This is a genomic window from Holophagaceae bacterium, from assembly GCA_016720465.1.
Taxonomy (GTDB): Bacteria; Acidobacteriota; Holophagae; order Holophagales; family Holophagaceae; genus JANXPB01.
The window spans coordinates 1-12,933 of sequence record JADKKO010000004.1; the positions used below are offsets into that span (position 1 = coordinate 1).

12 protein-coding genes and 4 pseudogenes are annotated in these 12,933 nt (G+C 62.7%); all 16 read left to right on the forward strand.

What is annotated here, in order from left to right; all coding sequences use genetic code 11:
• Positions 1-137 (forward strand): hypothetical protein (locus IPQ13_07470; GenBank protein MBL0210734.1); only part of this gene is annotated, 137 nt, incomplete at its 5' end.
• Between the two features lie 308 nt (positions 138-445).
• A complete protein-coding gene (locus tag IPQ13_07475) occupies positions 446-817 on the forward strand; it encodes a molybdopterin-dependent oxidoreductase (GenBank protein MBL0210735.1) in 372 nt (123 codons plus the stop codon).
• A 1,027-nt stretch (positions 818-1,844) separates the two neighbouring features.
• The gene (locus IPQ13_07480) at positions 1,845-2,114 is read left to right on the forward strand and encodes a molybdopterin-dependent oxidoreductase (GenBank protein ID MBL0210736.1); all 270 of its coding nucleotides are present in this window, start codon (positions 1,845-1,847) and stop codon (positions 2,112-2,114) included.
• 25 nt (positions 2,115-2,139) lie between these two features.
• Positions 2,140-2,865 (forward strand): molybdopterin-dependent oxidoreductase, encoded by a 726-nt coding sequence (locus tag IPQ13_07485; protein MBL0210737.1) that lies wholly within the window; start codon positions 2,140-2,142, stop codon positions 2,863-2,865.
• 120 nt (positions 2,866-2,985) lie between these two features.
• On the forward strand, positions 2,986-3,540 hold the full coding sequence (locus tag IPQ13_07490) for a hypothetical protein (GenBank protein MBL0210738.1): 555 nt from the start codon (positions 2,986-2,988) through the stop codon (positions 3,538-3,540).
• Between the two features lie 230 nt (positions 3,541-3,770).
• Positions 3,771-5,267: pseudogene (gene narH, locus IPQ13_07495) on the forward strand (nitrate reductase subunit beta).
• Between the two features lie 165 nt (positions 5,268-5,432).
• Positions 5,433-6,176, forward strand: a complete 744-nt coding sequence (locus tag IPQ13_07500) for a respiratory nitrate reductase subunit gamma (GenBank protein ID MBL0210739.1) — start codon at positions 5,433-5,435, stop codon at positions 6,174-6,176.
• 37 nt (positions 6,177-6,213) lie between these two features.
• Positions 6,214-6,570 (forward strand): annotated as a pseudogene (locus IPQ13_07505) (respiratory nitrate reductase subunit gamma).
• Between the two features lie 338 nt (positions 6,571-6,908).
• Complete coding sequence (locus IPQ13_07510) at positions 6,909-7,226, forward strand: cytochrome c3 family protein (protein MBL0210740.1); 318 nt, start codon at positions 6,909-6,911, stop codon at positions 7,224-7,226.
• Positions 7,223-7,714: a hypothetical protein gene (locus IPQ13_07515; GenBank protein MBL0210741.1), complete on the forward strand. Its 492-nt coding sequence runs from the start codon at positions 7,223-7,225 to the stop codon at positions 7,712-7,714. Before IPQ13_07510 ends, IPQ13_07515 begins: the two co-directional genes overlap by 4 nt.
• Positions 7,715-9,061: 1,347 nt before the next feature.
• Positions 9,062-10,179 (forward strand): annotated as a pseudogene (locus IPQ13_07520) (4Fe-4S dicluster domain-containing protein).
• Between the two features lie 29 nt (positions 10,180-10,208).
• Positions 10,209-11,458 (forward strand): annotated as a pseudogene (gene nrfD, locus IPQ13_07525) (polysulfide reductase NrfD).
• The gene (locus IPQ13_07530) at positions 11,445-11,849 is read left to right on the forward strand and encodes a DUF3341 domain-containing protein (GenBank protein ID MBL0210742.1); all 405 of its coding nucleotides are present in this window, start codon (positions 11,445-11,447) and stop codon (positions 11,847-11,849) included. Before nrfD ends, IPQ13_07530 begins: the two are co-directional and overlap by 14 nt.
• Positions 11,850-11,929: 80 nt before the next feature.
• Complete coding sequence (locus IPQ13_07535; protein MBL0210743.1) at positions 11,930-12,157, forward strand: hypothetical protein; 228 nt, start codon at positions 11,930-11,932, stop codon at positions 12,155-12,157.
• A gap of 292 nt (positions 12,158-12,449) precedes the next feature.
• Positions 12,450-12,647 carry a hypothetical protein gene (locus tag IPQ13_07540; protein ID MBL0210744.1) on the forward strand — a complete coding sequence of 66 codons (198 nt, stop codon included), beginning with the start codon at positions 12,450-12,452 and terminating at the stop codon, positions 12,645-12,647.
• Positions 12,644-12,919: a hypothetical protein gene (locus IPQ13_07545; GenBank protein MBL0210745.1), complete on the forward strand. Its 276-nt coding sequence runs from the start codon at positions 12,644-12,646 to the stop codon at positions 12,917-12,919. Before IPQ13_07540 ends, IPQ13_07545 begins: the two co-directional genes overlap by 4 nt.
• Positions 12,920-12,933 lie beyond the last annotated feature (14 nt).

Consider the following 12,933-nt stretch of genomic DNA (forward strand, 5'->3'; position numbering starts at 1 on the left):
AACCGCTGGGCCACGACAAAGTGGTCCGCAGCACCCACGGCGTGAACTGCACCGGCGGTTGCGGGTGGAAGGTCTACGTCAAGGAAGGGATCGTCACCCGGGAGATGCAGGGCTCAGACTACCCGCTCCTGGAGTGAGACCCTCCCGCCTTACGAGCCACGCGGCTGCCAGCGCCGGCATCACCTTCTCCTGGGGCCTACCTTTACAGCCCGCTCCGGGTAAAGTTACCCCTGCCTGCGCGGCGCGCTCGATGGACCTGTGGCGGGAGGCCAGGGAACTAAGGACTCCGGATCCGTGGCAGCCTGGGCCTGCATCGGGAGTCGAGCAAACGCGCCGGTGCCACCAGGCGCGGGGCAAGGGTGGCTTCCGCCGCTGCCATTGGGACGAAGTGACGAGATCATCGCCGCCTCCAACATCCACACCGTGAAGGCCACGGCCCCGACCCATGTTAGGCTTCCGCCCCATCCCGGCCATGTCCATGCTGAGCCCATGCCGCCGGCTGCGCGCTCCCGGGCAGCTACTGGGCGGCCAACCTCTCAGCTTCTACGACTGGTATTGCGACCTGCCCTCTTGGCCCGAAGTCTGGGGCGAACAGACCGACGTCCAGGAGAGCGCGGACTGGTACAACGCGAAGTACCTGGCGGTCATGGGCTACAACCTGAACATGACCCGCACGCCCCAGTCCACTTTCGCCGCAGGCCCGCAACGCCGGGGACCAAGATGGTGGTCTTCCGCCCGACTTCAGCCAGGTGTCCAAGTATGCCGACAGTGGATCCCGTGCACGCCGGCCAGGACGGCGCGCTTTGGATGGCCATGAACAGGTGATCCTCACGGGAATTCCATCACCAAAACCCGTTCTTTTCTTCCTGGACTACCAGAAGAAATGCACCCGACGGTCCATTTCCTGGTCGGGGCACACCGAAATCGAAAACGGTTTCCGACCGGGGCAGCTTCTGCGCGCGGGCCGTCTCGCTGAAGTACAAGGACGAAGAGCACGGCGAACGGAAGTTTCTGATGTGGGACGAACCCTCCGGCGCGCCCAAGATTCTGCCGAAGGGTTCCGTGGGCCATCGCTGGGGTTTAGGAACAGGGCAGATGGAACCTGCTGTTCCCAGGATGGCAAGGACGACAGCCCCATCGCGCCGGCCCTGACCTTGCTCAATGAGCCAACGGAGCTGGTCCAGTTTGATGATTTCGCCGATGGAAAAACGCTTTCCGGGGCGTGCCCGTCAAGCGCATCGCGCTCGCGGATGGCGACACCGCCATCGTGACGACGGTCTACGACCTGCTCATGGCGCAATTCGGCGTGGACGCGGCCTGCCCGGCGCCTACCCGAAGGATTACGACGACAAGCACGCCGTCCACACGCCGGCCTGGCAGGGAAATGGACACCCCGTCTCTCCCGCGACAACGTGCCGCGCTTCTCCCGGGAGTGGGCCCATACCGCCGAGCTGACCAAGGGCGAGTACCGTCATCATCGGCGCCGGCGGAACCACTGGTACCACAACAACCCGATCTACCGCGCCGCCCAGCATGCGCTCGTAGTCTGCGGCTGCATCGGCACCAACGCGCGGTGGCCTCGCCCATTACGTCGGCCAGGAGAAACTGGCGCCGGTGGCCTCCAGGAGCGCCATCGCGCTTGGCCAAGGACTGGGCTCCGTGAACAGGCTCCAGAACGCGCCGAGCTGGCACTACGGAACAGCGATCAGTGGCGCTACGAAAGGAATTCAAGGAATACAACACAGTCCGGACGGGCGAACTGGTGGAAGGCCACTGCATGAACATGCAGACCCGCGCCGTGGAGCGGCTGGCTGCCCTATTTCCCGCAATACAACGAGAACCCCATGCAGGTCGTGGCCGACGCCCGCAAGGCAGGCGCTAAGGACAACGCAGCCATCATCGCCAGCACCGTGGATCGCCTGAAGAAGAAGGATCTGCGCTTCTCGGTCGAGGATCCGGACGCCTCCGAGAACTGGCCGCGAATCTGGTTTATATGGCGCGGCAATGGCAGCGGCACTTCAGCCAAGGGCCACGAGTTCTTCCTGAAGCACTGCCTGGAACCCACACCAACGCCATCGCCGATGAAGTGGCCAAGGCACGCTGAAGGATGTTGAATGGCGGCCCACCGTCACAGGGAAGATGGACCTGGTGGTGGACATCAATTTCCGCATGGACACCTCGGCGCTCTACAGCGACATCGTGCTGCCCACGGCCACCTGGTACGAGAAGACCGATCTCAATTCCACAGACATGCACAGCTTCATCAATCCCCTTTCCGCGGCGGTCCCGCCCTGCTGGGAGTCGAAAAGCGATTGGGACATCTTCAAGCAGATGGCGAAGAAGGTCAGCGAACTTTCAGCCAAGCACTTGCCCAACCCCATCGATGACATCGTCTCGAATCCATTGGCCCACGACACACCCGCGGAGATCGCCCAGCCCCATATCCGGGACTGGATGGCCGACGAATGCGAAGCCATCCCGGGCAAAACCATGCCGGGCCTCACCGTGATCACCCGCGATTACAGCAAAATCTACGATCAGTTCATTTCCCTGGGACCCAACGTCCGGGAGCAGGGCCTGGGCGCCCACGGTGTGAAATACCCCATCAAGGATGTCTACGACCGGATGCTCGAAACCCATCCCACGGAGATGATCGAGGGCCAGAAGCGGCCGAGCCTTAAAGAGGACTTGGACGCCGCCAACGTGCTGCTGCATCTCGCGCCCGAGACCAACGGCGAACTGGCCTACCGCGCCTACCAGTACATGGAAGGCCGCACGGGCCTGCCGTTGAAGGATCTCGCCGAGCCTACCGGGGCATCAAGTACACCTTCAAGGATCTGCTCTCCCAGCCCCGTCGCGTGCTGAACAGCCCCTGCTGGTCGGGCTTTGTGGATGAGAAGCGGTCCTACTCGGCCTTCACTTACAACGTGGAGCGCATGGTGCCCTGGCGTACGCTCACGGGTCGCCAGCATTGTTACCTGGACCATGAAGGCTATCTGGCTTTTGGCGAGCATCTGCCCACCTACAAGCCCGCCGCCGGCCCAGGTGCTCGGAGATCTGCGCTGCTCCAAGCGCGAAGGCAACACCCTGGCGTTGAACTACCTGACACCCCATGGCAAATGGCATATCCATTCCACCTATGGCGACACGGAGCGCATGACCACTTTGTCGCGCGGCTGCGATCCGCTCTGGCTCAGCGAGGAGGACGCCGCCTCCGTCGGACTGAAGGACAACGATTGGGTCGAAGTCCACAACGACAACGGCGTCGTGGTCACGCGGGCTTGCGTCAGCGCCCGCATTCCGAAGGGCGCCTGCATCCAGTACCACGCCACCGAGCGCACCTATGGCGTGCCGAAAAGCCCGCTCAGGGGCATGAAGCGCGCGGGCATGAACAACAGCCTGACCCGCATCCGCCTCAAGCCCAACCTCATGGTCGGCGGCTACGGCCAGTTCACCTACCACTTCAATTACTGGGGCCCCACCGGCGTGAACCGCGAAACGGTGGTCTACGTCCGCAAACTCGGCCAGCTGGTCTGGTAGGGGGGTGGTGATGATGATTGTTCCAATGAAAACCGCCCCCGCGAAGGGCCGCGAAGCGCGCTGGCGCGCGGGGAAGGGCGCGAAGAAAAACATGAAAAACAACAAAAATAGGTGGATGTCCGAAGACCCAACTTGGTCTGATTCCACGACCCCCAATGCCATTTTTTCGCGGCCCTTCGCTTTCCCTTCGCGGCCCTTCGCGGGCGAGCTTTTCTTTGATAGGGCCACTGATGGATATCCGCTCTCAAATCGCCATGGTGTTCCACCTGGACAAGTGCATCGGGTGCCACACCTGTTCCATCGCCTGCAAGAACGTGTGGACCGACCGCAAGGGCGCCGACTACATGTGGTGGAACAACGTCGAGACCAAGCCCGGCACCGGCTATCCCACCAAATGGGAAGACCAGAATGAATACAAGGGCGGCTGGATCGTCAAGAACGGCAAGCTCGAACTCCGCCTCACCAGCAAGGGCAAGTTCCTGCAGAAGATCTTCTATCAGCCGGACCTGCCTACCATGGACGAGTACTACAGGCCGTGGACCTACCGGTACGAAGATCTGTTCACGGCGCCGGAAACGGACGACCAGCCCACGGCCATTCCCATCAGCAAAGTCACCGGCGAGTACATCGACATCGAAGCCGGACCCAACTGGGACGATGATCTCGGGGGATCGGCCCTCTACGCCCGCAACGATCCGAATCTCGAAGCGATGACCGAGGAGCAGCGCCTGCGGCTCCTGAGCATCGAGACCCTGGTGATGTTCTACCTGCCGCGCATCTGCAACCACTGCGCGAACCCGGCCTGCGTGGCGGCCTGCCCCAGCGGCGCCATCTACAAGCGCGGCGAGGACGGCATCGTCCTGGTCAACCAGAACGTGTGCCGTGGCTGGCGCTACTGCGTTTCCGCCTGCCCCTACAAGAAGGTCTTCTACAACTGGAGCACGGGCAAATCCGAGAAGTGCCGGCTCTGCTATCCCCGCGTGGAAACGGGCCGGGCACCGGCCTGCTTCCATTCCCTGCGTGGGCCGCATCCGCTACATGGGCGTGCTGCTCTACGACGCCGACAAGATCCAGGAAGCGGGCGTGCGGCCCGACGAAGAGCTGGTCACCGCGCACCGGGAAATGCTGATGGATCCCTTCGATCCCGCCGTGATCGAGGCCGCGAAAGAGAATGGCGTGACCGAACAGATCATCAAGGCCGCGCAGAACAGCCCGGTCTACAAGTTCGTCAAGGAATGGGGCCTGGCCCTCGCGCCGCACCCGGAGTTCCGCACCTTCCCGAGCCTTTTCTATGTGCCCGCGCTCGGCCCAGTCACGTATTCCGTTGAGAACGGCGTGGCCTTGAATCCCACCTCGACGGACCAGATCTTCGCGCCGCTGGACCAGGCGCGCCTGCCCCTGAGCTACCTGGCCAGCCTTTTTGGCGCCGGGCAGGAAGCGCCGGTGCGCTACGCCATGAAAAGATGATGGCCATCCGGACCTGGAAACGCGCCGTGACGGTGGGAGACGTGGACATGCAGGTGGCTCTGGATGGCCTGCGCGAAGCCGACTGCACACCCGAGCAGGCCGAGGCAATCTACCGCCTGACGAGCCTCTGCAACTACGAAGACCGCTTCGTGATCCCGCCCAGCCATCGTGAACAGGCGGTGGAAGTGCTCACCAATCCACTTGAAAAAAAGGGCGCCGCGGGATTCGGTTTCCGCGAGCAGCCGGTAAGGGGGGCCTGATGCAGCCTTTCGTCCAGATGCGAGTTCCAACCCAGCTCATCCCCGGCATCGCCAGGTTGCTGCGCTACCCCGATGCGGACACTCCAAAGCTCGCCGCGGCCCTCGCGGATGAAGCGATGAATACCGCCCATCCCCTGCCAGGAATACCTGGAGGCCTTCGCCCTGGTGGCAAGAACTTCCAGCCTGGAGGAAATGGCCGAGATCTACACCCGCAGTTTCGATCTGAATCCCGACTGCGTGCTGGAGATCGGCTGGCACCTGTTCGGCGAATCCTACAAGCGTGGCCAGTTCCTGGCGATGATGCGCCATCACCTGCAGGAGAACGATATCGATGCGGGCAACGATCTGCCGGATTACCTGCCCAATCTGCTGGATCTCACGATGAAGCTGGAGACCCAGGATGCCATCGACCTGGTGGACGACTGCATCCTGCCCGCCATGGAAAAAATCCAGTCAGGGATGAAAGACGGGGCTTATGCACACTTGCTTCAGGGTCTTTTCCTGATCTTTACGGCTCACCGCATGGCAACGTCCTCCGGGGGGACCGCCCGGGCCAGGAGGCCCTCTGCGTCCCCCGGAACCCCACGTCCGGCCCGGGCAAAGCCCAGACCTGCCGTCACCGGCCGAGGTGAGCCATGCTTGATAAATTCCTCTGGGTCGGATTTCCCTACATCGCTGGCCCTGGCGGTCGTGGTGAGCATCCTCCGCTTCACCTGGAAACCCTTCAGCTATTCGAGCCTCTCCAGCCAGTTCCTTGAGAACAAGCAGCTCTTCTGGGGTTCGGGGCTCTGGCACTGGGGCATTCTCTGGGTGCTCACCGGGCATCTCGTCGCCTTCCTGATTCCGCGGCAGATCCTGGCCTGGAACTCCGCGCCTTTTCGACTGTATTGCCAGAAATCTCCGGTTTGATCATGGCCCTGCTGCGCTCGTGGGCGTCGTGGCGCTGATGGTCCGCCGCAGCAGCAGTTCCCGCGTGAAGGCCGTCACTACCGCCATGGATTGGGTCCTTCTGTGCCTGCTGCTGCTGCGGGTGACCACCGGCATCGATACCGCCCTGCGCTATCGCTGGGGCAGTTCTGGTATGCCTCCAACGCGGTTCCCTACCTGTGGAGCCTGCTGCTGTTGAGCCCCGGCCTGAGCTCATCAGCCCCTTCCCTGGCTGCCGAAGATCCACATCCTCAGCGGGTTTTCGCTGATCCTGATCATTCCCTTCACCCGCCTGGTGCACTTTCTCGTGGTCCCCATCTTCTACTACTGGCGCAAGCCCCAGGTGGTGATCTGGAACCGCCGGGGCCTCAGATGAGGGTGCGCACTGCGGCCCTGGCGGGCCGTGGCTTTCGGGGCTTCCTGATGATCCTTGCCGTGAGCGTGGACACGAAATTTTGGCAGGGACAACTCGGGCTCAAGCCGGTGCAACCCATTGCCTATTCGCACGCGCTCCGCGGGCAGGCTGAAGATGGACTGCCTCTTCTGCCATACCGGAGCCGAGAAAAGCCGCCACGCCGGATCCCACCCACAAGCACCTGCATGCGAAATGCCACGAGACGATCCTGAACAAGGCGGGGCGAAGCCTGGCATGAGCGATCCGAGCCCCGAGATCGCCAAGCTCACGAAGGCCATGAAGGATGGACGTCCGGTGGAGTGGGTCCGCGTTCATCGCCTGCCTTCCACGTCGACTTTCCCCACAGCCGGCACGTCAATGCGGGCGTGGCCTGCCAGAACTGCCACGGCGAGATCCAGGGCATGGAGCGCGTCAGAACAAGCCTGGCCTTGACCATGGGCGAGTGCCTGGCCTGCCACCGCGCCGAGAACCAGAAGCTGCAACTGAACGGCAAACCTCCCCGCCCCCCCCACCGACTGCGGCGCCTGCCACCACTGAGGAGAAACCATGCGCGTATGGAAGAGCCTCGGCGAACGGCGGGGACTCATCAAAAAAACCAAGGCCGAGTTCAGCGATGAACTCCCTGTGGGAGAGCGTCCGCCAGATCAGCCGGCGCGACTTCTTCCGATTTTCAGGGGTTGGCTTCGCCGCGGGCCTCGCCATCAGTTGCAAGAGCAAGACCGTCGAGAAGGCGCTGCCCTATCTCAATGGCCAGGAAGGCCTGACGCCCGGCGTGGCGCAATGGTATGCCACCACCTGCCAGGGGTTGTTCCGCGAGCTGCGGCGTGCTGGCCCGCAGCCGGGATGGGCGACCCGCGTGAAACTTGAAGGGAACCCCGACCACCCGATGAACCGTGGCGGACTTTGCGCCATCGGCCAAGCCCAGACCCGCGGCCTCTACGATCCCGCCCGCCTTAAGCAACCGCGCGCGGCAGGCCAAGATTGCGATTGGAAATCCTCGACGCCGAACTTTCTACACGTTTTACGAAGTCAAGGCCAAGGGCGGCAAGATCCGCGTCCTGAGCGGAACACTGATCAGTCCCACGCTGAAGACTGCCATCAATAACTTCCTTGCTGGCTTCAAGGAGGAAAGCTCGTCAGCTATGACGCATTAAGCTGCGCCGCCATCCCCGCGGCCTACGAGCGCACCCACGGGACGAAGGCTTTGCCCCACTACCGAATCGAAGAAGCGGATCTCATTCTCGGGATCGAGGCTGATTTCCTGGGTACCTGGATCGATCCCGCCGGGTTCACGCGCTCCTACGCCAGCCGCCGCGCCCGGACAATCCGCGGCCATGTCCCAAGCATGTGCAGGCTGAATCCGGAATGTCTCTCACGGGCAGCAACGCGGATGAGCGCATCCGGCTGGCGCCCTCCGAGATCGTTCCCTTTCTTGGATCGCTGTCCCGCTGCGCTCGGCTCAGGAAAGCCTGGGGCGAACTGCGGAAGGAACTCGGCCACAAGGCCGAAGCCCTGGCCCAGGAATTGATGAAGCACAAGGGTTCCAGCCTGGTGCTGTGCGGGCTGAACAGAGCTGTACGCGCAAATCCTCACCGCCCGCATCAACCATCTGCTCGGCAACGGGGCAAGAGACGGTGGATCTCGCCCATCCGAGTCTGCAGAAACAGGAGACGACCGCGCCCTCGCCACCTTCATCAAAGAGATGAGCGAAGGGCAAGTGGACGCGGTGCTCGTGGTGGGTGCGAACCCGGGTACGATCTGCCCACTGAATTCTCCGCCGCCTTCGCCAAAGTGCGCCTGCGCGTGAGCACGGCTCTGACCGCGGATGAAACCGCCATCGCCTGTACCCATCTCGCCGGACCATCACTGGCTGGAAGCCTGGGCGATGCGGGCCCGTGTCGGGAACCCTGAGCCTTGTCCAACCGCTTACCAATCCGCTCTTCCAAACCCGAAATTCTCTCGAGAGTTTCCTGTCCTGGAGCGGTCGACCTGCGACGGCCCTGGAACAGCTTCGGGAACAATGGAAAAAAGATTTCTTCCCACGTCAAAAGGCGGTTGGGGACTTCGATTCATTCTGGAATGGCGTATTGCAAAAAGGCGCCGTTCAACTTGATGGAAGCCTGGAGCAGCCCTGCCTACAAGGAAGAAGTGAACGCTTCCTTCCGGGAGCGGATCGCGGCGAAATCACGACCCTACGAGCTGCTGCTCATGGCCAAGGTCGGCCTCGGCGATGGGCGCCACGCCTTCAATCCCTGGCTCCAGGAACTCCCGGATCCCATCACCAAGATAACCTGGGATAACTACCTTTCCGTTTCTCCAGCCGCCGCAAAAGGTCTGGGTCTGGAACAGGGCGACATGACCGCCGTGCGGCCGGAGGGCCTGCCTGAACTGACGCTGCCCGTGGTGGTGCAGCCCGGCCAGGACGACCGCACCATCGCCGTGGCGCTGGGTTATGGCCGGAAGGAAGGCGGCCCCAAAGATTGGAAGATCGTGGGCGGCAATGCCTATCCATGGCGCAGCTTCGCGAGCGGATTCCTTAGCGCCAACCCAAGCGCCTTGCAGATCCGCAGGACCGGAAGCCGGGCCGAGCTGGCCGCCACCCAGGACCACCACAGTTTCGAAGGCCGCGAACTCGTGCGCGAAAATGGCACTGGCGCCCTACCTGCGCGATCCGGCCTCCGCGCGACCGCATGAGGAGATTGGTCCTTCAGCCTATGCGCCCCATCCCCACGGCAAGCACCACTGGGCCATGGTCATCGACCTGAACAAATGCACCGGCTGTTCCGGCTGCGTCATCGGCTGCCAGGTGGAAAACAACATTCCCGTGGTGGGCAGGCCGAAGTCGCGAAAAAACGCGAGATGCATTGGCTGCGCATCGACAGGTACTACGAAGGCAGTGAAGCCGAACCCAAGGTCTTCCATCAGCCGATGATGTGCCAGCAGTGTGACAACGCGCCCTGCGAGCACGTGTGCCCGGTGCTGGCCACGGTCCACAGCGAAGAAGGACTGAACCAGCAGGTCTACAACCGCTGCGTAGGCACCCGCTACTGCGCCAACAATTGCCCTACAAGGCGCGCCGCTTCAATTGGTGGGAATACCCCACGACAGCGCTCGAGCGCCTGGCCCTCAACCCCCGATGTCACGGTGCGCAGCCGCGGCGTCATGGAAAAGTGCAGTTTCTGCGTCCAGCGCCTGATGACCGCCAAGATCCAGGCCAAGAACGAAGGCCGCGAACTGAAAGACGGCGAGGCCCAGCCCGCCTGCATGCAGAGCTGCCCGGCCCAGGCCATCGTCTTTGGCGATGTGCAGGATCCCGATAGCCAGATCAGCCATGCCATGCGCGATCCCAAGCGTTTCCTGGTGCTGGGCGAACTGGGTGTCGCACCCGCGGTGAGCTACCTGACGAAGATACGCAACGCGGAACCGGCCGAATCCAAAGGAGGCCGCCATGGCGCTCCGAAGACCACGCATACGCGCTGCCCTCCCTGGATGGGATCGCAGAAGAGGAGCTCCGGGGCTACGGCCATGTTTTACCGCTCATCGAAGGCAACAAGAGCTATAGCCAAGTAACCGAAGAAGTCTTCAGCACCACGGAGCGCATGCCGCCGTTGAAGTGGTGGCTGGCGCTTTCCGTGTCCCTATCATTGCTTCTACTCGGAGCCTGGGCCGTCACGCAGACCGTGACCCGGGGCATCGGCACCTGGGGACTCAACCGCACGGTGGGCTGGGCTTTCGACATCACCAACTTCGTGTTCTGGGTCGGCATCGGGCATGCCGGAACGCTGATTTCGGCGATCCTCTTCCTGTTCCGCCAGCGGTGGCGCACCAGCATCAACCGCGCGGCTGAGGCTATGACGATCTTCGCGGTCATGTGCGCGGGCACCTTCCCCATCATCCACATGGGCAGGCCCTGGCTGGCGTTCTGGGCCACGCCCTATCCAAACACCCGCGGTTCGCTCTGGGTGAATTTCAAGAGCCCGCTGCTCTGGGACGTCTTCGCCATCAGCACCTACTTCATCATCTCGCTCACCTTCTGGTACCTGGGCATGGTGCCCGATCTCGCCACCATGCGGGACCGCGCCAAGTCGAAAGTGCAAAGCCATCTTCAGCATCTTCTCCCTGGGCTGGAACGGCTCGAACCACACCTGGAGCCACCGCTATGAGACGGTCTACATGCTGCTGGCGGGCCTCAGCACGCCGCTGGTGATCTCGGTGCACACCATCGTGTCCATGGACTTCGCAACCTCGGTGATCCCCGGCTGGCGCGACGATCTTCCCCCCGTACTTCGTGGCGGGCGCGGTGTTCAGCGGCTTCGCGATGGTGCTGACGCTGATGATCATCGCCCGCAAGGTGATGGATCTGGAGGAGTACATCACCGTGCGCCACCTGGAAGCCGTGACCAAGGTCATCATCGCCACGGGCATGATCGTGGGCATGGCCTACGGCAAATTCTTCATGGCCTGGTACGGCAACGACTTCGAGCGCTATGTCTTCGTCAACCGCGCCCTCGGACCGTTCAAGTGGGCCTACTGGTCCATGGTGAGCTGCAATGTGATCATCCCGCAGCTCTTCTGGATCCGGAAGGTGCGCACCACGCCCTGGATGATCTTCATCCTGTCCATCTTCGTGAACATCGGCATGGTTCGAGCGCTTCGTCATCATCGTGACGAGCCTCACCGCGACTACCTGCCGTCTTCCTGGGCCGGGTACAGGCCGACCTTCATCGAGGTGGCCATCTTCCTGGGCAGCTTCGGGCTTTTCTTCACCTGCTTCCTGATCTTCACCCGGTTGCTGCCGGTCATCGCGGCCAGCGAAGTGAAAGGAGTGCTGAAGCATGAGGAGCACTGAACTGATGGTCCCGACCCGCTTTCGCGCCAACTTCGCCGCGCCCGGGCTGCTGCTCGAAGCCGTGAAGCGCCTGAAGCTGGACGGTTATCGCGTCATCGACACCTACACGCCCTTTCCCGTGCATGGAATGGACGAGGCCATCGGCTTGAAGCCCTCGCGGTTGCCGCAGGCCTGCCTGGCCTTTGCGATTCTGGGCCTGGCCATCGCGCTGAGTGTCCAGATCTGGACCTCGGCCTTCGATTATCCCTTGATCGTCGGCGGCAAGCCCTTGGTGTCCCCTGCCGGCCTTTGTGCCCGTGGCCTTCGAACTTACGGTTTTGTTGGCGGGGCTTGGCGTGGTGGGCACGCTCTTCGTGGTTTCAGGCATGCGGCCGAAGTTCAAGGTGCCTGACCTCCCCCGGGCGTGAATGACGACCGTTTCGTGGTGGCCGCCGAGATCCGCCTGGCGCCAACTTCGCGGTGGTCCAAGCCATGATGGCTGAGCTCGGCGCCCTGGAAACCGAGCTGCTGGTGGATGACCGGATGCAAAAGGATTCCTCGCTTCTGGATCGCGAAGCGACGCCCCTCGCGTTCATCCTGGCTTTCATCCCGGCGGTCCTCGTGCTGACCGCGCTACCCCCTGCTCAATCGCGATTACCTGCGGCGGAACGTGGCCTGGGACGGTGGAATGATGGATCCCGTCTCCTATCAGTCCTTTGATTCCCATCCCTCCTTCCCCGCGGCCAAGTGCTGCGGTCGCCGCCCACCGGCACCGTGTCGCGGAATGGTCTGGTGCCGTTGAGCTACGGCCCTGGCAAACCTGAAGCCGAGCGCGCAGGCCGAGAATTAATCAACCCTTCCAACCCACCCAGGAGAACTTCAGCCGCGGCAAGCTGGTCTACGAACGCAGTTGCGCAGCCTGCCACGGCAAAGGATGGCGACAACAACAGCAGCGTGATCGTGGCCAGGGGCCTGCTCGCGCCCGCGATCCTTAGCGCCGGTGGTCAAGAACATGCCCGATGGCCAGATCTTCCATGTCACCACCTTCGGCGGTCCCCAGAAGATGAAAGGGCTGGGCGACCTCATCAGCCGGGATGATCGTTGGAAAGTGGTGCTCTACATCCGTGAATTGCAGAAGGCCTCCGCGCCCAAACCCGCGCCAGCAGCGGTTGCCGTTGCACCGGACCCGAGCACCGGAGTCAAGCCATGAACCCTAACCAGGTGTTTACCGTTCCGGCCCGCGATCTCACCAAGCCGCAGTTCCCCACCCTTGCGGAAATCGGCGAGAAGTTCCGGTTGGCAGCCCTGACCCTTTCGGTCCTGGGTTTCCTGATGATCGTGGTGGGGCTCGCGACGAATCCCGTCCACGCCTGGGCCAATGTGCTGATCACCGCGTTCAATCTGACCTGCGTGGGATTAGGCGGCCTCTTCCTTCTGGCGATCCAATCCACCACCGGCGCCCGCTGGGCGATCCCATCCTGAAAGCCCGCCGGGCC